Source organism: Vibrio sp. B183, from assembly GCF_000740665.1.
Lineage (GTDB): Bacteria > Pseudomonadota > Gammaproteobacteria > Enterobacterales > Vibrionaceae > Vibrio > Vibrio coralliilyticus.
The window spans coordinates 34607-60147 of sequence record NZ_JPQB01000005.1 but is presented as its reverse complement, the minus strand read 5'-3'; the positions used below and the strand labels follow the sequence as shown (position 1 = coordinate 60147).

At 45.0% G+C, this 25541-nt stretch carries 21 protein-coding genes and 3 tRNA genes; 17 read left to right on the top strand and 7 right to left on the bottom strand.

The window, feature by feature from the left end; translation table 11 throughout:
- The first annotated feature begins 321 nt into the window (after nt 1-321).
- Nucleotides 322-2634, top strand: coding sequence for a methyl-accepting chemotaxis protein (locus IX95_RS05905; protein WP_038157803.1), 2313 nt, complete (start codon nt 322-324; stop codon nt 2632-2634).
- A gap of 38 nt (nt 2635-2672) precedes the next feature.
- On the opposite strand, the gene IX95_RS05900 is transcribed toward IX95_RS05905, so the two are convergent.
- On the bottom strand, nt 2673-3641 hold the full coding sequence (locus IX95_RS05900; RefSeq protein WP_038157787.1) for a sensor domain-containing diguanylate cyclase: 969 nt from the start codon (nt 3639-3641) through the stop codon (nt 2673-2675).
- 127 nt (nt 3642-3768) lie between these two features.
- Here IX95_RS05900 and IX95_RS05895 point away from each other — a divergent pair, with 127 nt between their 5' ends.
- From IX95_RS05895 to IX95_RS05885, 3 genes are all read left to right on the top strand, one after another.
- On the top strand, nt 3769-4113 hold the full coding sequence (locus IX95_RS05895; protein ID WP_038157785.1) for a HopJ type III effector protein: 345 nt from the start codon (nt 3769-3771) through the stop codon (nt 4111-4113).
- A gap of 44 nt (nt 4114-4157) precedes the next feature.
- On the top strand, nt 4158-4514 hold the full coding sequence (locus tag IX95_RS05890; RefSeq protein ID WP_038158496.1) for an MmcQ/YjbR family DNA-binding protein: 357 nt from the start codon (nt 4158-4160) through the stop codon (nt 4512-4514).
- Between the two features lie 163 nt (nt 4515-4677).
- A tRNA-Cys gene (locus IX95_RS05885) sits at nt 4678-4751 on the top strand.
- A gap of 86 nt (nt 4752-4837) precedes the next feature.
- Here IX95_RS05885 and IX95_RS05880 read toward each other — a convergent pair.
- Both IX95_RS05880 and IX95_RS05875 read right to left on the bottom strand, forming a co-directional pair.
- Nucleotides 4838-5377, bottom strand: coding sequence for a hypothetical protein (locus tag IX95_RS05880; RefSeq protein WP_235202587.1), 540 nt, complete (start codon nt 5375-5377; stop codon nt 4838-4840).
- Nucleotides 5346-5801: a hypothetical protein gene (locus IX95_RS05875; RefSeq protein WP_038157783.1), complete on the bottom strand. Its 456-nt coding sequence runs from the start codon at nt 5799-5801 to the stop codon at nt 5346-5348. Before IX95_RS05875 ends, IX95_RS05880 begins: the two co-directional genes overlap by 32 nt.
- A 713-nt stretch (nt 5802-6514) precedes the next feature.
- Here IX95_RS05875 and IX95_RS05865 point away from each other — a divergent pair.
- A tRNA-Leu gene (locus tag IX95_RS05865) sits at nt 6515-6601 on the top strand.
- Nucleotides 6602-6613: 12 nt separating this feature from the next.
- Nucleotides 6614-6687, top strand: a tRNA-Cys gene (locus IX95_RS05860).
- Nucleotides 6688-6791: 104 nt separating this feature from the next.
- On the opposite strand, the gene IX95_RS05855 is transcribed toward IX95_RS05860, so the two are convergent.
- Both IX95_RS05855 and IX95_RS05850 read right to left on the bottom strand, forming a co-directional pair.
- Nucleotides 6792-9191, bottom strand: coding sequence for a hypothetical protein (locus IX95_RS05855; protein WP_038157779.1), 2400 nt, complete (start codon nt 9189-9191; stop codon nt 6792-6794).
- A gap of 127 nt (nt 9192-9318) precedes the next feature.
- Nucleotides 9319-10554 (bottom strand): alpha-xenorhabdolysin family binary toxin subunit A, encoded by a 1236-nt coding sequence (locus tag IX95_RS05850; RefSeq protein ID WP_038157777.1) that lies wholly within the window; start codon nt 10552-10554, stop codon nt 9319-9321.
- Nucleotides 10555-11379: 825 nt separating this feature from the next.
- Here IX95_RS05850 and IX95_RS05845 point away from each other — a divergent pair.
- From IX95_RS05845 to nirD, 9 genes are all read left to right on the top strand, one after another.
- The gene (locus IX95_RS05845) at nt 11380-13977 is read left to right on the top strand and encodes a nitrate reductase (protein WP_038157774.1); all 2598 of its coding nucleotides are present in this window, start codon (nt 11380-11382) and stop codon (nt 13975-13977) included.
- Nucleotides 13978-13988: 11 nt separating this feature from the next.
- Nucleotides 13989-14870, top strand: coding sequence for a uroporphyrinogen-III C-methyltransferase (gene cobA / locus IX95_RS05840; RefSeq protein ID WP_038157773.1), 882 nt, complete (start codon nt 13989-13991; stop codon nt 14868-14870).
- On the top strand, nt 14867-15811 hold the full coding sequence (locus IX95_RS05835) for a glycosyl transferase family protein (RefSeq protein WP_038157771.1): 945 nt from the start codon (nt 14867-14869) through the stop codon (nt 15809-15811). Before cobA ends, IX95_RS05835 begins: the two co-directional genes overlap by 4 nt.
- Before the next feature lie 105 nt (nt 15812-15916).
- On the top strand, nt 15917-16498 hold the full coding sequence (locus IX95_RS05830; protein WP_006960859.1) for an ANTAR domain-containing response regulator: 582 nt from the start codon (nt 15917-15919) through the stop codon (nt 16496-16498).
- Nucleotides 16499-16759: 261 nt separating this feature from the next.
- Nucleotides 16760-18133 (top strand): CmpA/NrtA family ABC transporter substrate-binding protein, encoded by a 1374-nt coding sequence (locus tag IX95_RS05825; protein WP_038157768.1) that lies wholly within the window; start codon nt 16760-16762, stop codon nt 18131-18133.
- A 62-nt stretch (nt 18134-18195) separates the two neighbouring features.
- A complete protein-coding gene (locus tag IX95_RS05820; RefSeq protein WP_038157766.1) occupies nt 18196-19164 on the top strand; it encodes an ABC transporter permease in 969 nt (322 codons plus the stop codon).
- 12 nt (nt 19165-19176) lie between these two features.
- Nucleotides 19177-20019, top strand: a complete 843-nt coding sequence (locus tag IX95_RS05815; protein WP_038157763.1) for an ABC transporter ATP-binding protein — start codon at nt 19177-19179, stop codon at nt 20017-20019.
- 10 nt (nt 20020-20029) lie between these two features.
- A complete protein-coding gene (gene nirB / locus IX95_RS05810; protein WP_038157757.1) occupies nt 20030-22513 on the top strand; it encodes a nitrite reductase large subunit NirB in 2484 nt (827 codons plus the stop codon).
- Entirely contained in the window at nt 22510-22836 is a 327-nt protein-coding gene (nirD, locus tag IX95_RS05805; protein WP_038157756.1) for a nitrite reductase small subunit NirD, read from the top strand. Before nirB ends, nirD begins: the two co-directional genes overlap by 4 nt.
- Here the strand turns inward: nirD and IX95_RS05800 are convergent, their stop codons facing one another.
- Nucleotides 22837-23274 (bottom strand): DUF4174 domain-containing protein, encoded by a 438-nt coding sequence (locus IX95_RS05800; protein ID WP_038157753.1) that lies wholly within the window; start codon nt 23272-23274, stop codon nt 22837-22839. It abuts the gene before it with no gap.
- A 108-nt stretch (nt 23275-23382) separates the two neighbouring features.
- On the opposite strand from IX95_RS05800, the gene IX95_RS05795 reads away from it, so the two are divergent.
- Nucleotides 23383-23898, top strand: a complete 516-nt coding sequence (locus IX95_RS05795; RefSeq protein ID WP_019275103.1) for a GNAT family N-acetyltransferase — start codon at nt 23383-23385, stop codon at nt 23896-23898.
- The gene (locus tag IX95_RS05790) at nt 23898-24290 is read left to right on the top strand and encodes a nitrous oxide-stimulated promoter family protein (RefSeq protein ID WP_029236036.1); all 393 of its coding nucleotides are present in this window, start codon (nt 23898-23900) and stop codon (nt 24288-24290) included. The genes IX95_RS05795 and IX95_RS05790 overlap by 1 nt, the downstream gene beginning before the upstream one ends.
- Before the next feature lies 1 nt (nt 24291).
- Here IX95_RS05790 and IX95_RS05785 read toward each other — a convergent pair whose 3' ends face one another.
- Nucleotides 24292-25452 (bottom strand): MFS transporter, encoded by a 1161-nt coding sequence (locus IX95_RS05785; protein WP_038157745.1) that lies wholly within the window; start codon nt 25450-25452, stop codon nt 24292-24294.
- Between the last annotated feature and the right edge of the window lie 89 nt (nt 25453-25541).

Sequence of the window (25541 nt, the reverse complement as noted above, 5' to 3'; positions counted from 1 at the left end):
TGGCTGGTTGTCGGCGCTATATCGAGTGGATATAGGTGTGGCAGAAGGAATTTTGCGGTCAATATCACAGGTCAAACCAGTGCTCGTTACCACTTAGTGGGTAAGGTTGAGGTTTGTTTTAGGCTTATAAATTAGGTAGTTAGTGATTTAAGTCGACTTTTACCTTTCTCAACCTGCGGATAAACCGTTGAGGGCTCATCGAAAAGTTCATTTTTTGAGCTTACACTTATATCACTAAATGCATATAAATAGTACGTCAGCTGGCAAGACTCTTCTGAATAAACAGAGGCGGAGATGGATTTTCCGCAAAGAGGTTCGGTTATGAAGATTGCCACTAAAATAGTGTTGGCTTCGACTTTGTTATGCAGTATTGCCGTTGTCGCGACAGGAACTTTCGTTGGGTGGAGAGCATCTGAGCTATCAGAACAAGCACTCTACCAGCGAGCAATTAGTCAACTTACTTCCATTCGGGAAAACAAAAAAAGTGAGATAGAGAACTACTTTCAGCATATTCGCGGTCAGATTGTTACCACTGCAAACTCAATTGGAGTTAGAGATGCCATGGTGGCTTTTAAAGACACTTTCGAGCGTTATCCGGTAGAGTCCGTCAGTTCAAGCGATCTATCGAGCCTTTCCAATTATTATACCTCCAATTTTGGCACTACCTACCGAACAGCGAATGGCGGTAACTCCGCTAATGAACTGCAAAAGTTAAACATGTTGTCGCCAAGGGCCAAGGCACTGCAGGCACGTTACATCGGTGTTAACCCGAATCCGTTGGGTGAGAAACATCAGATGATGGCTGACTCGCTAGGTACTGAATACGACAAAGTGCACAGTAAGTATCATCCAAGCATTAAAGGCTTTCTGGAAGAGTTTGGCTATTACGATATTTTCTTAGTCGACCCCAGCGGAAACGTTGTTTACTCGGTTTTCAAAGAACTGGATTATGCGACCAACTTGAACTCTGGTCCTTACGCCGGGAGTGGTATTGCCAAGGCGTTTAAAAATGCACTGAATAAAGGCGCATCTCAGTATCATCTTGAAGACTTTGCTCCTTATTTCCCTTCCTATGAAGCAGCCGCTTCTTTTATCGCCACACCAGTAAAAGTCGACAACCAAACCATTGGCGTTCTTATCTTCCAGATGCCCGTGGATAAGATCAATAGCATTATGACTTTCGGAGAAAACTGGAGTTATGCGGGGTTGGGTAATTCTGGTGAAACTTATCTTGTGGGCCCAGACAGCTTGTTACGTAGTGAATCGCGTTTTCTCCTCGAAGAGCCAGAACTCTATTTCGAAGAGCTTAAAGCATCTGGTGTCTCGAAAAACATTATGGATCAGATACAAGGTAAGTCTTCGGCTATTGGTCGACAGATGGTAGATACGGCAAGTGTAAAAGCTGCTTTTCGCGGTCAGAGCGGTTCTGAAGTGGTTGATGATTACCGTGGTATAGAAGTGCTATCGGTTTATTCACCTCTGGATGCAGCAGGGTTACAGTGGGCAATTGTGACCGAGATAGACAAAGCAGAGGCATTAGCTGATCTCGACGCGCTGGTGCAATCTAAATTCACGACCGTTCTTACCAGTATTGTTGTGGGGGTAACCGCTGCTGTACTTGTCTCTTATTTCCTTGGTAGCAGTATTTCGAAGCCAATCCGCGTGGCAAGCGAGAAAATCCAGAGAATCAGTCGCGACAATGATCTGACAGAAAGGTTAGATGTAGAGGGTAAAGATGAAATGACAGATTTAGCCGTTTCACTTAACTCCTTGTTTACGCATTTGCAGGACATTATTAGGAAATTCGCCGAAGCTACAGAGAACCTGAACAATAATACGCAAAGTATGGCAGGTAACATGAATAGTACCCGTGATGCTGTGCAAGATCAGAACCACCGTACGGAATCTGTTGCTACCGCCGTCAACGAGATGAGTGCTTCGATTGCCGAGGTAGCTCAGTTTGCAAGTCGAGCAGCGGAGTTTGTGAAAAATGCCAACGATACTGGTAGTGAAGGTGTTGGGATCGGTCGTAACCTTGGTAGTGAAATTTCACGTCTTAACGAAGAAATGAAAACTGCCGTCGATGCGATTGGGCGTCTGCATCATGAAAGCAATTCAATTGCTGAAGTCTTGGATGTAATTCAAGGTATCGCAGAACAAACCAACCTACTTGCGCTCAATGCAGCCATTGAGGCGGCGCGAGCGGGTGAACAAGGGCGCGGTTTTGCGGTTGTGGCTGATGAGGTTCGCTCCCTTGCAGGTCGAACTCAGTCGTCAACAGAAGAAATTCGCGAAAAGATCGAATCCTTGCAACGAGAAACCAACGAAGTATCAAAGAGTATTGAAAATGCAAATAATACGGTATCGCAAGGCGTGGATACGTGTGATCAGAACGCGGGTATGCTTGAGCAGATAGTTACCATGCTCAACGATCTGAATGAAATGAATGTGCAGATTGCAGCAGCAACCGAAGAGCAAAAAGCGGTAACTGACGAAATTAGTGGCAGTATTACTTCGATTGCGGACGCATCTTCTGCAGTGTCTAGTCAGGTCAGTGATGTAGATCATGTGCTGCAAGGTCTATCTTCTCAAGCCGAGCAGCTTAATGCGGAAGTATCGCAGTTTAAGTATTAAGACTACACAAATGGCCGACTCACTGAGAGTCGGCTTTTTTACTTCTTACTCTGTTTATTTTGATACATAGCTTTGTCTGACTGAGCGATAAGATCTCCAAGGCAGGGTGAGCCAAAACAGTCTTCGATATGAGAGCCAATACTTAAACTGGTTAAACTCAGCGATTCTTTGTCTTTGGTCTGGGCTAGGTACTCAGCCGAAACCCGAGCCGCGAGTTGTTTTAGCTCTCTTCGTGTATTGAGCAGCGAAAGTACAACGAATTCATCTCCGCCTAAGCGAGCGATAACGTCACTTTGTCTACACGCTTCTCTTAAAGTTTGAGCTAGTATGAGTATGCATTGGTCTCCTGACTCATGACCACCTTTATCATTGACCTGCTTTAAGTTGTCAATATCGATGTAGAGCATTCCGATAGCTTGCTGATATCTCGGCGCATCTTTTATTTTCTGCTCTCCGAGCAAAGTTAACCCTCGCCGGTTAAATGTGTTAGTTAAATCATCTTTTAAGGCGAGTTCTTCAGCTTCTTGGAGCCGGCAAGCGGTATCTAAATCTAATGTGACCAATCGAGCGAGCTGGCACAACACTCTAATTAGGGTTTTGTCATACGAAGTTGCATTGGTATCGATAACGCAAATGGAACCAAAAGGCTTACCATTTGGCCAAAAAATAGGTATTCCGCAATAAGAACGAACGGCACCCTCTGCGACAGGGGGCGCAGCAGACCAAACTTCATGGGTTGCTGCACTTGGTACGTATAGATCTTGTCGTGTTTCGACCATATGGCGACAGAAGCTTTTCATGTTCCATGGCCAGTTCATTTGCGCTTCTAAGTAGTGATCTGGATTCTGGCTCGATACAACCACATTAAACTCGTCATTTCTAAGTTGGACGATTGCTCCGGTTGCCGCTCCAAATAAATCAGCCAGCAGATTAACCATTTCCTGCCACTTTGATAGGTCAATCAGTTGCGTGTCCGGATCGGTTAAACATTGCTGTGTATCTACCATTTGTTCTTCCCTAAATGCTGTACTGTTAGTTAATTATAGAGCGCCATTATAGAGTTTTTGAGGAATAAACACCTTTTTAATTATGAATCAATATCATAGACTTAATCTGTTTTAACGGGAGTGAAAAATGGAATTAAGTGTATTTATTGAACAACTGAATCAAAGCCCAACTATGGTACAGTTTGAACAAACAATGGCAGTGATTGACGCGAATTACGAGTTTACGCCAACGGCCTTCATCAATGGCGAAACGAAAAATGAAGCTAACCAAAACAATGGTTCGTGCAAAATATTCGCGTTCGCTCGGTTGAATCAGCTAACTGAGCAGGACACCTTAGCGTGCTTTGGTCGCTTTTATCGTGAAGATGTCCTTCAGAATCCAGACGGCGACGATCACGCCAATATCCGTAATTTTATTAAGTTTGGTTGGCAAGGTATTCAATTCGAATCAGATGCACTTGTTAGTAAATGATGGTTCTAGGAGCGTTATCGCTCCTTTTTTATAGGTGAATGAATATGAACAACAAACAGCTTGCTGAGTATCTGGACACCTTTATGAGCGCAGAGTCTGATTATCCTTTTGGCCCAGAGGCGTTGGTCTACAAAGTGAAAGGAAAAATGTTCGCCATTTTGTCGATGAGGGAAGGGCGCGAATACGTAACTGTGAAAGTAAAGCCTGAAGATGGTGAAGTGCTAACCTCCCAATTCGCAGACATTACACCGGGATACCATACAAATAAAAGGCACTGGGTGACGGTTTACTATCGCGGCGACGTCGAAGATGGACTGATTCAGGACCTTTGTGAACGCTCATATGAACTGATTGTGAGTAAATTACCCAAAGTACAAAGGGCAGTGTTAGGATACGATTAGAGTTGAGTTGTGCAAAAACTCGCAGGTTAGATCAAATAAGCAACCATTTGATTTAAATGTCAGCAATCAAACAGGAAAGAGATATTTTTGTTTGACTCTCATCGCTCAATCCGTAAAGTATGCATCGAACGCAGCGGTGGGTAACTAAAGCGTTAAAAGAAAAGGCGCGTTGGCAGAGTGGCTATGCAGCGGATTGCAAATCCGTGGACCTCGGTTCGACTCCGGGACGCGCCTCCATTCTTTTACTCTTCTCATTACATATCACATAAAATCACTTTCTCAATACTAAATAGAAAACCACATCCTTGTAGTTTATTAGCTGATTACAAATCGTTTGACGTTAAGAATACAGATTTGTCGACTTTAGAAAAGATATCTTGATAAGTTTTGGCACTATAAACAGGTTGAGACCACGACGTGCCGCCAGTATTGGTCAGTGCTTTAGCAACGATGTTCAAACGAACACGAACTGACTGGGATTTTTCCTGTCCAGTTGCTGAAACTTCTACACGTCTAACCGTTTGGTAGGTGCCAGAGCCAGGCCCATAGAAGAAATCATTAAAGCTTTTTGTACCGTTATCGAGTTCCTCCAATTCCATCGCCGCAGTAACTAACCCGAGTTCTGGCTCGACAACAGTGAGGATGTAGCCTTCGTCTTGAAGAGCCCCTATCACTGCGCGAAGCACGTTTCGCTCCGATTGTTCAGAGTATTCACGGGTTTGCATCTGACGTACTTGAAGTTGAGTCATTTCTGGTTGCTGGGGACGTGTCGAGGACGCGCATCCGGCTAATAGCGTCAAAACAAGCAGCGCGAATAGCCAGCGATGGTGACTAGAACGTAGACGAGTGATATTTAAAGTCATCTACGATCCCTTCTTTAAAGTTGATAATTACTGTAAGTGTCTTCTGAGTGGTTGAAGTCACGCCAGTTTGCTCTTCATAACCTGCGGACGCACCTCCGAGAAGTGGATATTTCCCGCCTTTGCCACCGAGAATGAGCGCAGAAACGCCACCGGAACTGGTTGAGTAGGCTGTTTGTGTGCTTATTTTGTCGTAGATCCAGCTTTCTTTGTCTGTACCACCACCAGTAACGATGTTTGGCGAGCCAAGCACTGAAGCCACATCTGCTTGCGTCATGCCCTGACAAATCTCTTTCTGTACTGTTCCCACTGTTGTCGTTGATTCGACATTGTTCGGCAGCGAGTTCGCGTGCTCAGATGTACTTTTGCAGCCTACGAGTAGTAGGCTTCCCGCAGCAAGAGCGATAAGTGTATTGATGTTTTTCACTTGAATATCTCTTTGTTAAATTCCGATTGGATATTGTTGTAATTATTAGACTTTCAGGAGCTTGCACAATGCGCTGTCTGAAATTGAAAGCAATAACGCAAGATTAATGAGCGTTTAGTTTGTTTCCTGCGATAGGCTGACGAATATTTATAAAATATCCTCTAATAAATTAGGGAATTTAGATTTCGGTTCATTTATGAGACGGATAAAGTGATGGTTTAAAAATTGATAAGAGCTTTAGCTACAGCTTAATAGCGAATTTATCAAAGCGAGAATTGGCTATGTGGCTCAACAACATGGTGAGTATGTTGCCAAAACCATATTGAACCAGCGGAGAAACAAAAACCAAAGGTTACAATCGAAACCCACTTATGGCTTTGTTACCTACGGGGCAGAGAACAGGCGTTGCGGATCTGCTTTTTGCGGTTACCACATTGAAGCCTCTTGTTAATATGGAGCGGAAAGATTTATTTATTGCAAAGTGTATAAAGCTTTCAGAGGCAGACACCTTTGTATGCCAACGATTGGGCAAAGAATTTAGCGGACATCTTTTGCGCAAAGTGATCGTCAATTACTCTGTGAAGTGTGGTTTTTAACCATTTGAATCAAAAAGACAAAATTTTTATTGATCTCAAATCTCAATCCGTTAAAGTACGCCTCGTTCTCACGGCAAAGGCCAGTGAGAGATGGTGTTACCATCGCATGATTGCGTTGCCCTGGTGGTGGAATTGGTAGACACAAGGGATTTAAAATCCCTCGGCGTTCGCGCTGTGCCGGTTCAAGTCCGGCCCGGGGCACCATCTAAAAAATGAGGCGCGTTGGCAGAGTGGCTATGCAGCGGATTGCAAATCCGTGGACCTCGGTTCGACTCCGGGACGCGCCTCCATTCTCTACAAGAATACAGTAACCAGCTTTAGCTGGTTTTTTTGTATCTGCGTATCGAAAAAATCATTTTAGATAGTGGTTTATTATTGTTTGATTGTACTCTCCTCAGTTTGAACAACCTCTTCCGTTCGGTATTCCATTACCAGAAAACTCAACTCTTAAACGCTCGACCGAGTTCAGATACTGATTATTATCTACATTGTTATGATCAAAATTGTTAAGTGTGACGTTCCAGTTAGTGAACGGTGTTGGTTCGAAGTAGGCGTATGCGAATTTATCTGATAACGCCCCATCGGTTATGATGCTGACCTGATTGCTTAAAGCGTCATCAAGACGGTAATAGAAAGCACGTGTCAACGGATTCGCGCTGAACTTAAACTCTTCGCGTTCAAATCGGTCGTAATAGATACCACCATTTGAGATGCTCAGGTTGAACTGCTTGCCATAAGGAAGATTTTCACCCTCGAAGAAGACACGGATCTTATCAAGTCTAACTCGGTCAAACGCACAGAACTGAGATTGTTCTAGTGGCACATTGAAATTAAATTCTCCCGTTTTCACCAAAGCTGCGATTTGTTCAGGGTCATCAACGATGAAGTTGTCGATGTTGAAATCCTGTGGTGCTGGCTGGAATCGATTCAGAGCATTGACGTACTCGTTTTCAATGGCCGCTAAGTCAAACTGATAGTCAAGATAGGTTTTGTTCAGGCTTGGTTTAATGTCGCTGTCTTTAAGTGCCCAATATTCATAGGCTGCGACGTAGTTTGAAAGTGCTACAAACATAGGTCGTTTGAAGTGGAGCGAAACACGTGCCAATTCCTGCTCAACTTTCTCTAGTGCATTGCTGTCATCAGAGGCATTCGCAATTAGCTGATTCAGACGCTCTTTCTGATTAATGGTCACTTTACGCGTTAAAAGGAGATCAACCAGCTTGGCTTGTTCCTGAACAAGGTTGAGTTGTGAAGCGTTAATTGCTTTACCAAGCAAAACCTGTTTTTCCAACTCAAGCAGGTAGACTCGCGCCCCTTTAATGCCAAGAGAATCCGCGTAGCGTAGATTACTTCTAACCTCTGCTATCATAAGATCCCAGGCCAAGTTACTTTCATTCAAAGAAGGCACAGCGAAATCGAAAGAATCCATCGTTTCCGAGATACGCTGCATCTTAATTGTGGATTTCACTTCGGTTGTCAGAGACGCGATACCCGCGACTGTTTTTGTAATGCTATCGATAATACCTGTCACATTCTTTACGTTAGTCACAAGGTTTTTAGCTTTATCAAGAGCTTCTGGTGTTTTAGCCAATTGTTCAGTGACATCGTTTATGCCTGACAAGTTACCTGTAAACACGCCGCTGACCGCGCTACCAATTTCTGCGATGGCTTTGAATATTGCTAACGCCGCGTTAAGCTGCTGTTGAGTTTTCCATACTTCAACGCCATAGAGGTAATCACTGCGAGCACTTAAAGCAGTAAGTTCTTGAGTTTTGTACTGGCTTTCCACCTCAGTGACACTATCAAGCAGCTTGGCAATGTTTTGTTCTGACTGCTCAACAACAGCGTTCTGAGATTGTAAAACATCTTCGATATTGCCTAGTGCGAGTTGAGCGTTTTCAATCTTATCTTCAACCCGAGTATTTCGGTCCGCAACGACATCGCGTTTTTGCTCAAAAGCGATCATGGCATCAAGATATGCTTTGTATTTGTCCTGATAGAGTGAACGATCAAGGTAAGGAACGAAGTTGTCAGAACGACTGCTCAAATCAGTAAACTGTTTGAACGCAACGGTTTGTAAGTACAGATCAGTCAGTATTGGATCATCAGATACTGTCGTGCCTGCATTACGCATACTGCGCTCTACCCAGTTCAGCAAGGCTAGGCTAGTCTGAGGCTGTTCATCATACAGGCTGATGGCCATATCGAATGAACGGTTCACAATGTCTGAAAACTGCGATTTTGCAAGCTGGAAGTTGGCAGCAAGGTCATCGGCAAGCTGTTGTTTGATGTAATGCTCGCCAGAGAGAATAATCGAAGTACCCGTACTTTCGCTGGCTCCAATTGTGTCGGCAGTTACGCCTCCATCTGGGGTGAAAGCGAGTACATTAAATGGCGTTTCCATGTCTTCTGCGATAACGGTAATGGAAGCCGCCGCGCCTTGCTGACCTAGGACGAAAGTAGGGACGCCAGAACCGACAATTTTACGTGCAAAGATAACAATGTTCTGGTTATTCATCACTAGATTGAAGTTATCGGTAACTTCAAGAGTATCGGCAAAGATATACACTTTAGTGGGTTTAGTTTGATACAGATTTTGCTGTGTTACCCATTCTTTAAGATTGACGTACAGATCAGAAGTTGAACGAGTGATTGGGTCCGTTTTTGAGTATGGGCTATCAAGCCACTCCGGGTACTGTGTGTTTGCAGGCAGGTTATTGATGTCTAGCCAGTCAGAGGCCATAACCCCATTCGATACTGCTGCGGTAACAGCAAGTGCAAGGATTGTTTTCATTTTTATTTCCTTATGAGGTGCTACCCAAGCAAAATTTTGAGTAGCCTTTCCCGCACCCAGCGCGTAAGCGCGGGTGGGGAAGGTATTTAGGGACTGAATCCCGTTATTGGTTTATGCCGGAATTGTGTTATTCGGCTTTTTGTATGTATGCGTTGTTAGCGAATGTTTTGGCTTTTTCGCTGATACTGTTCCAGTTTTGCTCTGCAACTGCGGTGTTTGCCATCGCTCCCGCTGCGGCAAGAACAGCATTAGATTGTAGAATTTCAGTATTTGACTCAGCTGCTTCAAGCGCAACGATCAGTGAGTCGAAGTCGGTATTCATCTTCTGCCAGTGCAGCTTTAGCTTGTTGACATAAGGGATCGCATTCTCGATTTTGCTTGAAATGATGTTGATGCTTTCTGTTGAACGAGAGTACGAGTTGTAGATCTTCTGAGTAGTAGACAGTTGAGCCTCAAGCACCTTTGCTTCGTCTTGAAGCTGATTACGAAGCTTTCTTGCTTTCTCTGCTTTGTCACCGTAGACACCCATGATAGGAACCGCCACCGCCGGGAACCAAGCATAAGTGACGGCTGTCGCAGCAACAGTCACATAGTGATCGTAATCTTTATTAAGTTGGTCGATGCGGTTGTTCAGGTCATTTACTCGCTGCTGCAGTGCACTGCCATCATCTTCCAGATAGCCGCTATGAGTGCTCTTCAGCACATCCAGTTGTAACTTCTGCTCTTCAATCTTGGTAGCGAAAGTCAGCAAGTCTTCACTGGCTTTTTCTACCTTCTGTTGATTATTCACTGAGAAGTTCTTCAGCGCGCTTAAGTACGCAATAGAAAGCTGACGTGCTTGCTCGACAGCCTGAACATCTGCTGGTAGTGGAGAAATAGACTTGGTGAGGATGACAGTCAGCTGATCGCTCAGTGGGTCAATCATGTATTTCTGAATGTCATTGTAATTGGACAGCGACAGCGCCAAATCGACGATGTCAGGGTAAAGGTCCTCTTTCCAGTAAAACGCCTCTGCGTGGACCTTGCCGTATTGTTCCATCAACGCTTTAAAGTTTGAAAACGGGACATCATCAGCGATATCAAACGCAGATTTCATGCTCGCTTCTGTGATTGGTAGAGACAGAGCGCCTTCAACGTATGTTTGAATCTGGAACCATTCTTTCTGATTAAGAACAAACTCGTCTGTGTCCAAATCAATAAACGCACCGTTTTCACCCATAATGGTGTCGTAACTGATCTGGCCGATTTGTTGCTCAGCAGAGTTTGGAGTCAGTGCCTGATTTGACGTAGAAGCCTGCACACCAGCGGCGATTAAGCTTAAACAAAGTGTTGATAGCAGAAGTGGCTTTTTTATGTTTTTCATTCTAATACCTTATTTTTATTTGTACTCGACTCTGCCATTTAAAGCATTTTATATAGCGAAAAGAGTTGAGTTTTATATTTCTAGCAAGCTGTGTTGTTTTAATATGGTTCTTTATAAGTTTGTTTTTTATTACCTCCGTCAAGCATTTTGGCTAAATCTATAGCAATGATATCGATTAGAATGCGTTATTGATCACATAAAATATAATTTGCTGATCAATGTTTGTTCGCTCTATTTTTAGTAATATTTAAATTAGTAAAAGTTAAATAAATGGCAGGCCAGATAAATAAAGGTCTCAATAGTTATTAATTCATAAAAACAAAAGCTTAAGTGATAGAACTGTTATTCAAAATTATTTAATAATTTATTTCCCAAACGCATGTTTTAAATAACTGTATATCTGTAAAATATTTGTGGTTAATTTTTTAATGATTTATTTAAATAAATCATTGTTGGAACAAATTGCCCAAATAATTCCCCAATAATTAGATAAAAAAGTTAATAGTTAATTTTCAGAAGAGGGGAGAATAATTTAACAACGTTAGCCTGTGTACGTTCGTACTCAAATTCCGAAAGTAGTGCGCATGTTCAGTTGATGAAGATACCGATGAAGTGAACCACTATGGTATTGCGATGCACAGAGTTGGTGCGACTGAGAAGTGGTTGAAATGGTAACTTATTGAATTATTTAAAATCCTAGTATGGCACTGGTTTTGCTCGTGTTCAAAGTCGCGAGTTAGAAAAGAATGTACAACAACGTCACGGGCAATGAAGCCTCCTTCACTAAAGCAGTGGAGGAGGCTTTTTTATTTCAAGGAGTGAGTGATGACAACGGAATGTATAAAGACAGCCTGTCCCTATTGCGGAGTTGGCTGTGGGGTGAAAGTCGATAAAGGGAAGATTGTAGGTGACGATGCGCATCCTGCGAACAAAGGGGCGCTTTGTGTGAAAGGTTCAGCGTTAGCTGAGAGCCTCAATATGCCGTCTCGTTTGCTTTACCCTAAGTTCAATGGCAAAGAAATCAGTTGGCATGAAGCGACAGATGTGATTGCAGAAGCCATGAACAACTCAATACAAACGGAGGGTCCTGATTCTGTAGCGATGTATGTATCAGGCCAGCTTCTGACTGAAGATTATTATGTCGCAAACAAGCTGATGAAAGGCTTCGTTGGCAGTGCAAACATTGATACCAATTCACGGCTTTGCATGTCTTCCGCGGTAGTGGCACATAATCGTGCGTTTGGGGAAGATGTGGTACCGGTCAACTACAGCGACCTAGATAAAGCCGAACTCATTGTTATATGCGGCGCGAATACCGCATGGGCGCATCCGGTGATCTTCAGGCGTATCCAGCAAGCAAGAGAAAAGAATCCAAAGCTGAAGCTCGTGGTGATTGATCCCCGGAAAACGGTAACGGCTCAACAAGCGGATCTTCATCTTTCTATCCCCAACGATGCTGATATCGCGCTTTTCGACGGACTTATAAGGCACTGTATTGACACTGGATGCTTGGATACTGAATTTATTGAGCGGAACACCTCAGGCTTCGACCAATTAGCGGAAAAGCTCAAAAGTTCCAAATTCACTCTCGCTCAACTGAGCGATACACTTGGCATTGATAAACTATCACTGCTGACATTTTATCGCTGGTTCAGTGAAACGCGAAAAGTGGTTACGGTATTTTGTCAGGGTGTAAACCAGTCACAAACTGGTTCAGACAAAGGTAATGCGATCATTAATGCGCATTTAGCCACTGGCTCTATTGGTATGGAAGGCGCAGGACCGTTTTCGATTACTGGCCAGCCCAATGCCATGGGTGGGCGTGAAGTCGGCGGGCTGGCCAATCAGCTAGCGATTCATCGCGGCTTCGACCAAGAATCGATTGACGTTATCAAAGCGTTTTGGCGCTCACCTGATATTGCGACAAAACCGGGATTGAAAGCGGTAGAGATGTTTGAAGCGGTTGAACGCGGTGATATCAAGGTTATCTGGATCATGGCGACGAATCCCGTGGTATCCATGCCGGATCATGACTACGTTCGTCGAGCATTGGAACGCTGCCCAATGGTCATTGTTTCTGACATCACGCCTGATTCGGATGTTGCGAAATACGCCGATCTCCTTTTACCGGCTGCTGGCTGGGGAGAAAAGCAGGGCATGGTCACCAATTCAGAAAGGCGCATAACTCGGCAACGTCGATTTATTCAACCACCTGGGTGTGCCAAGCCAGACTGGCAAGCGATTTGTGAAGTGGGCCAAAAGCTCTGTGAGCGAATGGAAATAGCAAACGGATTTGGTTTCTCCAATGAAGTGGACATATTTAGAGAGTTCGCCGCCATGACAGCATTGAATCAAGACTCATCGCTGATGCTTGATCTCTCTGAACACGCAGATATTTCCGAACAAGAATATGACAATTGGAAACCTCAGCAGTGGGGTAAAGAGAAGCCATTTTCAGATGGGAAATTTAGCTTTCCTGATGGCAAGGCAAAATTTGTTGTCAGTGACCAGCTGCCGGAAGCTCAAGATCCGCACTGGTGGCTCAATACAGGTAGGCAGCGAGACCAGTGGCATACAATGACACGAACAGGGCACATTGCTCATCTGGCTGCAAGCGAATTGGAGCCTACAGTTTATATGAGCCAATTATCCGCCGATCTACTAGGTGCTAAAAAGGGTGAGTTGGTTAGGGTCGTGAACGGTGACAACAGCATACTGGCTAAAGCCACGATTGAAGAGAGCCTGCCGATAAAACAGCTGTATATGTCGATGCATTGGGCTGGAGATTATGCTGGAAACAGTCAAGTTAATGCTGTGGTAAGCCGCTTAGTCGACCCTCATTCTGGGCAGCCAGCTTTTAAGTCCAGTCGTGTTGAAGTATTGCCAGAGAAGATTGCTAGCTACGGTTTGTACATTGGTGCTCAATTCTCTAAAGAGGCTTTTGCTTACTGTGCATTTCAGGCGGAAAAGCAGTCTGGTATTTGGCGATTTGCTAATACAAAACGCGTATCCAAGTCTTACGGTCAGAAATCTAACCAACAGAGGATTACGCTTGATCTGCCAGTAGGCTGGTTGGCTTTTGATTATGAAGAGACCTCAAGTTGCCGTATTGTCACTTCTATCCTTGTTGTTTCCCCCAAGCCTGTTGAAATTGACTACACCAAACTGATTGATTTGATTGGTAAACCACTGTCATTTGCTGAGCTAATTACGGTTGCTTCGAGTGAGAAGTCCAGCCAACTGGTATGTAGCTGTTTTCGAGTTAGTGACAAACAGATTACTTCTGCTTTGGAGGGCAGTCGTTGTCACAATGTTTCCCAATTACAGAATCACCTCAAATGCGGCACTAATTGCGGCTCGTGTATTCCTCAGGTTGAAGCGTTAGTGAATGAGCATAGTGCTAATAGAGCAGTGATGAAATAAAGGGGCATAAGATGAAATACGATATCAATCTAAGGGAAGGTTCATATTCAGATTTGAAAGGTGCAAGCTTCAGCGAACACCGTCGACTGTATAACGATTCTTGTAAGCTAAACAAACTTGACCGCTATCGAACAAAAGGAAAAGTCTATCTAGTTGGCGCTGGCCCAAATGACCCTGACTTACTGACCGTCAAAGCGTTAAAACTAATTAAGCAGGCTGATGTGGTGGTTTACGACCGCTTAGTCAATCGAGAGATTTTAGATCTAGCAGAAAAGGCCGAGAAACTGATCTATGTAGGTAAACGTTGTGGTCAGCCTAGTTTAAAACAGGAAGAAATCAGCCAGATTTTGGTGGATTTAGCAGAGTCTGGCTACATGATCGTGAGGCTTAAAGGAGGAGACCCTTTTATTTTTGGTCGTGGAGGTGAAGAAGGGCTACTGCTGGCGCAAAACAACATTAATTATGAAGTAGTACCTGGCATCACCGCCGCCATAGGTTGTGCAGCGGCGTCCTATATTCCGTTGACGCACAGAGCGTTGGCACGAAGCGTGACGTTTGTGACGGGGCAAGTCGTATCAGGCGCGCTACCTGCTTGGGCTCAACTCGTATCGTCTGGGCAAACGTTGGTGTTTTATATGGGATTGGAAAAGGCCAGTGAGATACAAGATGGATTGCTTTGTCACGGTATGAGTGATGACTTTCCTTTAGCGGTAGTAACACACGGGTGTAGCTCTCAGCAGAAAGTCTATGTATCAAGCTTAAGCCGCCTAACAAGTCTGTCAGAAGCGCTGAAAGGTGTGAGTCCGGCATTGATTATCTTAGGGGAAGTCGTCACACTTCGTGAACAACTTAACGCGACCGTAGAGTCGGTGATTTCTCAAGAGGTAATATGAGCATAATTCAGGAATGTATTCGAACGGTGGGTCGAGGTGAACGAGGCCGTAAGCCGCTGACGTTTGATCAAGCTTTTCACGTCATGGATGATTACCTTGATGGACGATGCGACGATGATCAGATGGCTATGCTGCTGATGCTGATTCGAGTGCAAAATGAAACTCGTCAGGAAATTGCTGGCTTCGTAAAAGCATTTCAATCTCGCGTGCCTAACATTGGCGCCGATATTGACTGGCCATGTTACGCAGGTAAAAGAAAAGCCGCAGGCAAACCATGGCATCTGTTGGCAGCAAAAATACTGGCTGATAGTGGCAGAAAAGTGCTCTTGCACGGCTATCACGACAGGCCCGCTGGGCGAGAGCATGCAGAAGATTACCTGAGTGTTCTGGATGTCAAAATGGTCGAGTCAGCGGAACACGCCAAGAATGTGCTCGAAGAAAGCAACATTGCATACCTGCCGCTCAAGCATTTCGCGCCTCAAGCTGAAACCATGATTGGCTGGAAAAATCGCTATGGTTTACGTACCCCGATTAACACCGTGGTGAGAGCGCTAAACCCAGGTGGTGCCAAGATTGGCATTCGTGGCAGCTTTCACCCCGGATTCCAGCAGTTGCATGCCGAGGTAGAGAGTGAAATCGGGCTGACTCGCCATGCGGTTGTGTCCTTCAAAGGCCAATCTGGGGAGTCCGAATATAACCCTAAGGTCAGTCAAACGGTTTGGATGAGTACGCCTTCCGGTGTGGAATCGCACTATTGGACGGAACAAATGCTCACAGACATTCCATTGCCTGATGAGTGCCCGTTATGTACGCCAGAGGAAGAGCTGAATATGATGGCAAACACCGTTGTTACCACAATGGCTAGCATTCTGTTTGCTGAAACGGGCGATAAAGACAAATCCTTTGAGCAAGCGTATCAGCTATGGTCAAAACATTGTTAGTCTCGCTCATAAGCATTTTTTGAGTCCCTACCTAAGTTGACTTAATCACTCTGGCACATTCCTTGTTATGTCTCTTACAAGCAAAGAGATAAAACAAGGAATGTTATGCAAAAGAAAATCTCTAAAACTCCCACCATTGTTTGCTGCGATTCGCTGGAAGAACAAGCAAGGCTGACCACCTTATTGGCTCAGGATTATGACGATGTCATTGGATGTCAGCTAAGCCAATTTGAAGCCTTGTTGCAACGTGAGCCGGGTGCCAATGTTGTAGCGGGTTGGAAACAGCCCAGTGCAGAACTTCGTTTAATCATTGATGTTTGTCGCGAGAAACAGCGGCCATTACTCGTCGTGATTAAGCAGTTTTTATCCAATGATATTAATCGTTTACCAGAGCGTATGGATTACGTTTTGTTACCTGCCGATTCTGATCTTAGCCTTAAACCTTGGCTCGAACATGCCGCTATTGCGAGGGCATCATTGCTCGCGATGGAGTCTGAAATTGAATCCTTAGCAGGGAAACTGGAAGAGCGAAAAATGATAGAAAAAGCCAAAGGGTTGCTGATGAAAATGCATAATGTGGATGAAGAGTCTGCCTATAAAGCGATGCGAAAATCTGCAATGCAGTCGAGCCAGACCTTGGCTCAAGTGGCGAAAAACATATTGATCACTTTAGAAACCTTGAAATAGCGAGCTACCTCTTTAGGGTTAGACATAAATTTCCGTAATGGTGCAGTATGCACAACTTAATAGCATCAATCGTTTCGACTAAATGCTTCAGGTTAATAAGGTTATGAAATAAAAAGAAAAATAGTATTGGCACGTAACTTGGAACACATATTTTAGAAATTTGGTTCACACGCGATTCAACGTTACCAACGGCGGTAATGTAGGAATGCAACGGCGCTACTGCTCGAAAGAGCAGTAGCGCTTTTTATTTGGAGAAAGCGAATGAAATGGACGTCAACTTTTAAACAATCACTACTGGCATTTCCCCTAGCATTATCGGTCTCTGTACCGTCTGCTTGGGCTGAACTCGGCGAGCCTGAACTGGAAGATCTCAAGTTTGGTTTTATTAAGCTCACTGATATGGCACCGCTTGCGGTTGCTTACGAGAGAGGCTTTTTTGAAGATGAAGGTCTGTATGTCACGTTGGAAGCGCAAGCTAACTGGAAGGTTCTGCTTGACCGTGTCATTGACGGTGAGCTTGACGGCGCGCACATGTTATCTGGTCAACCTTTGGGGGCAACCATCGGTATTGGTACACAGGCTGAAGTTATCACTGCGTTTAGCATGGACCTAAATGGTAATGCGATCACGGTCTCTAATGATACTTGGGAAGAGATGAAGCCACACATCCCCAAACAGGCTGATGGAAAACCTGTTCACCCAATCAAAGCGGATGCACTCAAACCAGTTGTCGAAAGCTACCTTGATGAAGGTAAGCCCTTCAACATGGGGATGGTGTTTCCAGTATCGACACATAACTACGAACTACGTTACTGGTTAGCTGCAGGCGGGATACACCCCGGCTACTACGCACCTGAAACGGGTGATAACAGCGGACAGGTCAATGCAGATGTATTGCTGAGCGTAACACCACCACCACAGATGCCAGCAACTATGGAAGCAGGCACCATTAAAGGTTATTGCGTAGGTGAACCTTGGAATCAACAGGCGGTGTTTAAAGGGATTGGCGCGCCGGTCGTCACGGATTATGAAATCTGGAAAAACAATCCTGAAAAAGTATTCGGAGTGTCGAAGTCATGGGCAGAGAAATACCCAAATACCCACATACGGGTTGTGAAGGCGTTAATTCGAGCGGCACATTGGTTGGATGAAAATAACAACGCCAACCGAGACGAAGCAGTCAAACTGCTAGCGAAAAGCGAGTACGTTGGTGCAGATGCAGAAGTGATCGCGAATTCAATGACGGGAACGTTTGAATACGAAAAAGGCGACAAGCGAGCTGTGCCGGATTTCAATGTCTTTTTCCGTTACAACGCAACGTATCCTTACTACAGTGACGCCATTTGGTATCTGACGCAAATGCGCCGCTGGGGCCAAATTTCTCAGGAACAATCGGATGACTGGTACATGGGCATCGCGAAAAAAGTCTACCGACCAGATATCTACCAGCAAGCAGCCGATGCATTAATAGAGGACGGTGTTCTGACTGAGAAAGATTTCCCAGACTTCGCTAAGGAAGATGGTTTTCGAGCTCCTCAAACTCATTTCATCGACAACATTGTTTACGACGGTCGAGAGCCTAATGCCTACCTCAAGAAATTCAGTATCGGTTTGAAAGGTAAAGACAAGGTTTAGAGGCAATGAAGGGGAGCAATCTGCTCTCCTTTAAAAAGGAATTAAGAAGTAAAGGAGTAAGTATGCCTAGCAATGTCATATCGCTGGTTTCCAGCCCTAAGCTGGTGGCTAATAAAAGTAAACTGATTCTGTTCCCTATGATCGGTATTCTGATGTTTCTTATGTTTTGGCATTTAAGCGCCCGTCAGGTCGAAACATCACTCGGCACATTGCCGGGGCCAGTTCAGACATATCAACAGTTTAGTAATCTGGTTAACGAACATTGGCAAGAAAGAGACAAAGAACAAGCTTTTATTGAACGTCAGGAAAAGCGCAACGCAGCAAAGTTGGCAAAGAATCCTGAAGCAAAAGTGAAGATAAGGCCTTATACAGGAAAGCCGACATTCTTTGACCAGATCATCACCAGTCTAATTACGATGGCAGCCGGATTTTTGTTGGCGACACTGATTGCCATCCCACTCGGGATAATGCTGGGGCTCAACCAAGGGCTTTATCAAGCATTTAACCCAATCATTCAATTACTAAAACCAGTGTCGCCATTGGCTTGGTTACCTATTGTCACCATGGTAGTGAGCGCGACCTATGTGAGTGACGATCCTTTGTTTGCGAAGTCTTTTATTAACTCACTACTGACGGTGGCTTTGTGTAGCTTATGGCCGACTTTAATTAATACTGCTGTAGGTGTTACGAGTGTCGACAAAGATCTGATTAACGTCAGCAAGGTACTTCAACTGTCTTGGTGGCAGCATATCCGAACCATTGTTCTGCCTTCAGCTATTCCTATGATCTTCACCGGCCTCAGGTTATCGCTAGGTATTGCATGGATGGTACTCATTGCGGCCGAGATGTTGGCGCAAAACCCAGGGCTAGGGAAATTTGTCTGGGATGAATTTCAAAACGGCAGTTCAGCATCACTAGGGCGGATTATGGTCGCTGTTATTACGATTGGCTTTATTGGACTAATGCTCGACAGAGGAATGTTGCAGCTTCAGAAATGGCTTTCATGGAACAAACAGCAAGCATTGCGATAAAAGGAATTAATGATGTCAAAACCACTATTAGATTTGACGCAACTCGGAATGCGATTCCCGACACCCAATGGTGAATTTATCGCGCTGAAAAACGTCAACCTCCAAATTAATAAAGGCGAATTTGTGTCGCTGATTGGCCACTCTGGCTGTGGGAAATCAACGGTCCTCAACCTTGTCGCTGGGCTACACCTACCCACTGATGGTGGCGTGATTGTCGATAGTCGTGAAGTGAGCGGGCCAGGACCAGATAGGGCTGTTGTGTTCCAGAATCACTCCTTACTCCCTTGGCTAACGGTGTATCAAAACGTTGAGCTGGCGGTAAAGCAGGTGGCGGGTGGTAAAGGTAAGCACTGGATTCGCGAGCAAGTTGAGCATTACCTTGAACTGATTCAGATGACTCAAGCCGCAGATAAAAAACCGGATGAAATCTCTGGAGGGATGAAACAACGTGTTGGGATCGCTAGAGCGCTGGCACTCAAGCCAAAAGTCTTGCTTATGGATGAGCCGTTTGGTGCGTTGGATGCATTAACACGCGCACGCCTTCAGGACTCATTAATGAGCATTCAGGCGGAGCTAAACAATACCGTGATCATGATTACTCACGATGTCGATGAAGCTGTGCTGCTTTCAGACAAGATAGTCATGATGACCAACGGACCAGCAGCAACCATTGGTGAAGTTCTGGAAATTCAACTTCCTCGCCCACGAAATCGCGTGGAACTCGCTGAAAACCCTGTTTATCAGCGCTATCGTCAATCTGTTTTGAAATTCCTGTACGAAAAGCAATCGAAACAAGAGTCGCCAGCAGATAAGAAAAAAGTAAACAGTAAACCTGCACCTGCGAAGACAGCATAAGGAAGTGAGTATGGAACATGTAGTGATTGTCGGAAATGGCATGGTCGGCCACCACCTTGTCGCACAGCTCGTCGAGCGTGGGGCGCATTTGGAAAAGAAGATCACCGTGATTGGTGAAGAGAGGTTTATAGCCTACGACCGAGTTCAATTGTCGTCTTTGTTTTCGGGAAAGTCTCATCAGGATCTAATGCTGAGTAGTGAAGAATGGTATCAGAGACACGGGATTGAGTTGATTCTGGGTAGTCAGGTGACTTCTATCGATAAGCAGGCTAAACGTATCATACTGGATGGCGAAGATAATCTTGGCTACAACCAGTTGGTGCTTGCGACAGGCTCGTATCCTTTTGTTCCACCAATTGAAGGCAAAGACAGAGAAGACATCTTTGTTTATCGTACCTTGGAAGATCTTTCTCAGATCAAGCAAGCGTGCCAAGGGGCGAAAACAGGTGCGGTTATTGGCGGTGGATTGCTAGGTCTAGAAGCCGCAAATGCGTTAAAACTGCTTGGAGTTAAGACCCACGTTGTGGAATTTGCACCGCGCTTGATGCCTGTCCAGCTCGATGACGGAGCGGGCACTGTGCTAAAAGAAAAAATCGAAGCCATGGGGCTGAGCGTTCACAACTCAATGATCACAGAAAAAATCTGCGACGGCGAAACCGCTCGGCATCGTTTGGTGTTCAAAGACGCTGAACCATTGGAAGTGGATGTCATTGTGTTTTCCGCCGGCATACGGCCACAAGACGCACTTGGTCGGGAAGCAGGGCTCACATTGGGGGAGCGAGGTGGCATTGTAATTGATGATGAATGTCAGACAAGCGACGCAAACATCTACGCCATTGGAGAGTGCGCGTTGTGGCAACAAAAGATATTTGGGTTGGTTGCCCCCGGATACGCCATGGCGCGGGTAGTGGCAGACAAGCTAACAGCACGAGAAACGACAGGATTTACAGGCGCTGACATGAGCACTAAGCTCAAACTGCTTGGTGTCGATGTGGCGTCGATCGGTGATGCTCATAAAGCGACGGAAGGCGCACAGGAGATGACCCTGCAAGACACGGTGTCCGGTGTTTACAAAAAGCTAGTTGTCGATGAAACGGGTAAATTTTTGCTCGGGGCGATCTTGGTGGGTGACAACTCAGACTACGATGCGTTACTGCAATGTTATCTCAATCAAACTGAACTTCCCTATCACGCTGCCAACCTCCTGTTTGATACCAGTATGCTGCAAGGGGAAATGAACGATACAGCGATCATATGTTCCTGCCACAACGTTTCCAAAGGCGATTTAGTGTCGGCCATTCAAGCTGGCGCACATGATTTAGATACTCTGAAAACTCAAACCAAGGCTGGGACAGGCTGTGGTGGCTGTAGCAATATGGTTAAGACAGTACTCGATGCTGAGCTAATGGCGATGGGTGTTGAAGTCAATAATCATGTTTGCGAACACTTTGAAATGTCTCGACAAGAGATGTTTCATATTTGTCAGGTCGAGCAAATCAAAGACTTTGACACTTTATTGAGCAAGCATGGCAAAGGATTAGGGTGTGATCTGTGCAAACCAACCGCAGCATCAGTCTTTGCTTCTCTTTGGAACGAACACATCATGGAGCCTCAACACAGTGCGCTCCAAGACTCGAATGATGCATTCATGGCAAACCTACAGAAAGACGGCTCATATTCGGTCGTCCCTCGGGTTGCGGGTGGTGAGATTACACCGGAGAAGCTCATTGTACTCGGTGAAGTTGCGCAGAAGTTCGATTTGTACACCAAGATCACTGGCGGTCAACGAGTCGACCTTTTTGGTGCACAAGTGGAGCAGCTACCGGAGATCTGGCAAACACTGATCGATGCAGGCTTTGAAACGGGTCACGCCTATGGGAAGTCACTTCGCACAGTAAAATCTTGTGTAGGATCAACATGGTGTCGCTATGGCGTTGATGACTCTGTAGGGTTAGCTATCGAATTGGAGAACCGATACAAAGGCTTGCGAGCGCCACATAAGATTAAGTTCGCAGTTTCAGGGTGTACGCGAGAATGTGCAGAAGCGCAAAGCAAAGACATTGGTGTTATCGCAACAGAAAAAGGTTGGAACCTTTATGTGTGTGGCAATGGGGGAATGCGCCCAAGACATGCTGATATCTTGGCTTCGGACCTGACTAAAGAGCAGTTAGTACAACTTATTGATCGGGTGCTGATGTTTTATGTCAGTACTGCTGACCGATTACAACGAACCTCAGTGTGGATGGAAAACCTTGAAGGCGGCCTTGAGTATCTGAAACAAGTGGTGATCCAGGATTCATTGGGCTTGTGTGACTCACTCGAAAGCCAAATGCAGCACATTGTCGAAACCTACCAATGTGAGTGGAAGAGTACACTGGAAAATCCGGATAAGCTCAGCAAGTTCCGTCCGTTCATCAATGATGATTCTACGAGCCAAGCGCTCCCTTACCAGCGAATCAGAGGACAGCGAATTCCAGTTAAGGAGGAGCTATGATTACCGAACAGAAACTAAAAATATGCCGATTGGATGACTTAGTACCCTACGAAGGTAGGGCTGCATTAATTGATGGCGAACAAGTGGCGCTTTTCCGAATTCCTGATAAAGGTGTTTTTGCGATACAAAACTGGGACCCGATAGGTAAGGCTTACGTCATGAATCGAGGCATAGTCGGTGATGTTAAAGGAGAGCTGTGTGTCGCTTCTCCCCTTTATAAGCAGCATTTCAGCCTAAAAACAGGTGAATGTATTGAAAAACCAGACGTAAAGATTAAATGTTGGCCGGTGGAAGTTGACGAAGGAGCTGTGGTTTTATTTTAGCTATGCAGAGCAGGGGCTTTGCTTCTGCTCCATTTCATATTGACGCATCGGCATTAAGTCAATGGTCTGCTTGATGTTTTCCCAATCCGTTTCTTTGCCCCAACGCAATTTTTCTGAGCCGTCTTTTCCAATCAATATTGCGGTATGTGTACCCGGTTCAACATCGTAGACTCTGAACATACTTGATAGGTTAAATTCGTTTTTAACCCAAGATGGAATGGTAAACCCATCTTGAGTAACGACTAAGGTGATGATGTCGCGGTCGGACAATTCGCATTCATTGATTAGGGTCTCAAGTAAAAACTGCTTCACATGTTCGTCGTTGGTTGGCGCAAAGTAAATCACGCTTCTATGCGCCCATTTCGGTGAGTAGGCGGGGTAACTCCACGCGAGTCCAATACTCTGAATAAGCAATAGAGTGAGAATCAAACAGCGCATAGTCGGCCTCCGTGGAACAAGAATTGAGCTTCTAAACCTCAATCACTTTCTACGTTAAGTGTAGGTGGTAAGCTCACCACTTACCTAAGTAATACGTAAGTACCTGATATGGAAAACCTAGAAACTCACCGTTTGAAACTGCGCTTACCAACTGAGGGAGATGCAGTCTTTATTCAGTCACTCTACAACACGGAAGGCTTCCTTCGCTTTGTGGGTGACAAACACATTAGAAGCCGCGGCGATGCTGTCGAATATATTCGTAACAATATGCTTGCGATGAGAGAGGCGAAAAGTGTTTGCTTGCTTGTCGTTGAAAGTAAATCAGACAGTAAACAGCTCGGTGTTTGTGGTTTGATTAAGCGCGACGAGCTGGATGCCTATGACATTGGTTATGGTTTTATGCCAGATTCATTTGGTCAGGGCTATGGCTTAGAAGCTGGACAAGCGGTTGTAGAGTACGCAAGACAACGCAGCGATATTGAAGAATTAGTAGCGATAACATCTTCGGACAATGAAGCCAGCAAAAGTCTGCTAAATCGACTCGGCTTTACCTATGTCAAAGTCCAAGGCCAAATAAGCGATAAAATTGACTTACTTTTATATCAATTGTCGTTCGCAGATTAATGAAGTTTACCCATTCGGATGTATTACAAGGCAAGTTACTGACAGAGTTTAAGACGGTCAGTGCGATGATTGCGATTTATTGTCGCGATCACCATGGATTGCCAGACGGTTGTTTGTGTCACTCGTGCCTAGAGCTGAAAGAGTACGCTGAGGCGAGGCTTGATCGCTGCCCGTATGGTCAAGACAAGCCCACCTGCAATAAGTGTCCGATTCATTGCTATAAGCCTGAACCTAAAGAACAAATGCGCCAAGTTATGCGCTATGCCGGGCCGCGCATGTTGTTACCTCATCCTATTCTCGCGATTCGTCATTTGATTCACGAGCGCAGAGCAGTGCCCGAAAAGCCGGCTAGAGGGGCGTCTAACCGGCATAAAAGGAAAAGAAGTGATTGAATTATTCACCAGCGACAGCTTGGTGTTTTGTCTTGATGCTAGCCACAAGCATATATAGGCAAGTTGCCAGCAGTATCGCAAACAGGTAGCCCATCAATCCATGATCTCCAGACATGTACCAATCCGCAATGATTGGCCCGAAAACAGACCCCAAACTATAGCTGAACAGCATGACTTGTGTTGCTGACACAATATACTCTGACTCCAATTTATCGCAGCCTAGATTGATTGCGATGGGGTATAGAGCAAAAGCAGCGACGCCTAGCAAGAATATTCCGACCGCTAAAATCCTGATGTTTTCGTCTAGTACAATCAGGCTAATGGCCGCTGTGCCAAGTAAGCAGAAGAAAGCCATCAATAAAGTTCGACCAAAGTACTTTGACATCCATGGCACAATCGGTTGAACTGCCATGCCACCAAGAATGACAAGAGCCATCAATCCACCTAAGTCATCATGATCAATACCTTGCTGCGCGAGTTCTAATGGCATTAATCCATAAATAGCGCCAAGGATCAGGCCAGAAACAATGCAACCAATAATCGCGGCATGGCTTAATCTAGTAATCTGCTTGAACGATAGATTGGTCGTATGTGCAGACTCTGGTTGATCGGTTTCTCCAAACAGCAATACCACGATAGCGAGTAGCAGCAGAGTCAAGATGGCAATAAAAGGCACGCCACCGTTAACCCCCAATACACCAATTCCTAATTGGCCAATCGCACTACCACCGTAAAGTGCCGCCATATACAGACCAAGACGTTTTGCTCTGGCTGCTTCATCGCCATGTAGCAACCATGACTCGACAATAACGAATACGCCAGCGACAGAGATACCTGCCAAAAAGCGTGCACACATCCATGCTACTGAGTTGGTAAATACTGGCAACGCGAAAATTGTTGCAATGAAAAGACTTAAACAAAGAACAAATGCGTTCTTATGACCTAATCGAGTGACTAACGGTTCAATCGCAATCGCACCAACTAAAAGACCTGCATAGAAAACACTGGCTAACCAACTGGCCAACGAGCTGTCCAGCCCGTAATCCGGTAGCATAAGTGGGATCAAGCTCATTAAGTAGCCTGATGCTACCGCATAAAGAGCCAGCGCGATAACAGGTACTGAGATGCGAGCTTTTGGTGCAGGAGCAAGAATGTTTTCCAACGTCGTAGCCTCTTGAGTTAGTTAATAAAATGGAACGTCTTTTGGCGCGACTATGGAGCGATTTTGATATTGGGTAAAACGAATAATTT

Excerpts from the sequence above, each read along its gene's own strand:
- IX95_RS05905 (WP_038157803.1), top strand. The coding sequence starts at position 322 with ATGAAGATTGCCACTAAAATAGTGTTGGCTTCGACTTTGTTATGCAGT.
- IX95_RS05900 (WP_038157787.1), bottom strand. The coding sequence starts at position 3,641 with ATGGTAGATACACAGCAATGTTTAACCGATCCGGACACGCAACTGATT.
- IX95_RS05895 (WP_038157785.1), top strand. The coding sequence starts at position 3,769 with ATGGAATTAAGTGTATTTATTGAACAACTGAATCAAAGCCCAACTATG.
- IX95_RS05890 (WP_038158496.1), top strand. The coding sequence starts at position 4,158 with ATGAACAACAAACAGCTTGCTGAGTATCTGGACACCTTTATGAGCGCA.
- IX95_RS05880 (WP_235202587.1), bottom strand. The coding sequence starts at position 5,377 with ATGACTTTAAATATCACTCGTCTACGTTCTAGTCACCATCGCTGGCTA.
- IX95_RS05855 (WP_038157779.1), bottom strand. The coding sequence starts at position 9,191 with ATGAAAACAATCCTTGCACTTGCTGTTACCGCAGCAGTATCGAATGGG.
- IX95_RS05850 (WP_038157777.1), bottom strand. The coding sequence starts at position 10,554 with ATGAAAAACATAAAAAAGCCACTTCTGCTATCAACACTTTGTTTAAGC.
- IX95_RS05845 (WP_038157774.1), top strand. The coding sequence starts at position 11,380 with ATGACAACGGAATGTATAAAGACAGCCTGTCCCTATTGCGGAGTTGGC.
- cobA (WP_038157773.1), top strand. The coding sequence starts at position 13,989 with ATGAAATACGATATCAATCTAAGGGAAGGTTCATATTCAGATTTGAAA.
- IX95_RS05835 (WP_038157771.1), top strand. The coding sequence starts at position 14,867 with ATGAGCATAATTCAGGAATGTATTCGAACGGTGGGTCGAGGTGAACGA.
- IX95_RS05830 (WP_006960859.1), top strand. The coding sequence starts at position 15,917 with ATGCAAAAGAAAATCTCTAAAACTCCCACCATTGTTTGCTGCGATTCG.
- IX95_RS05825 (WP_038157768.1), top strand. The coding sequence starts at position 16,760 with ATGAAATGGACGTCAACTTTTAAACAATCACTACTGGCATTTCCCCTA.
- IX95_RS05820 (WP_038157766.1), top strand. The coding sequence starts at position 18,196 with ATGCCTAGCAATGTCATATCGCTGGTTTCCAGCCCTAAGCTGGTGGCT.
- IX95_RS05815 (WP_038157763.1), top strand. The coding sequence starts at position 19,177 with ATGTCAAAACCACTATTAGATTTGACGCAACTCGGAATGCGATTCCCG.
- nirB (WP_038157757.1), top strand. The coding sequence starts at position 20,030 with ATGGAACATGTAGTGATTGTCGGAAATGGCATGGTCGGCCACCACCTT.
- nirD (WP_038157756.1), top strand. The coding sequence starts at position 22,510 with ATGATTACCGAACAGAAACTAAAAATATGCCGATTGGATGACTTAGTA.
- IX95_RS05800 (WP_038157753.1), bottom strand. The coding sequence starts at position 23,274 with ATGCGCTGTTTGATTCTCACTCTATTGCTTATTCAGAGTATTGGACTC.
- IX95_RS05795 (WP_019275103.1), top strand. The coding sequence starts at position 23,383 with ATGGAAAACCTAGAAACTCACCGTTTGAAACTGCGCTTACCAACTGAG.
- IX95_RS05790 (WP_029236036.1), top strand. The coding sequence starts at position 23,898 with ATGAAGTTTACCCATTCGGATGTATTACAAGGCAAGTTACTGACAGAG.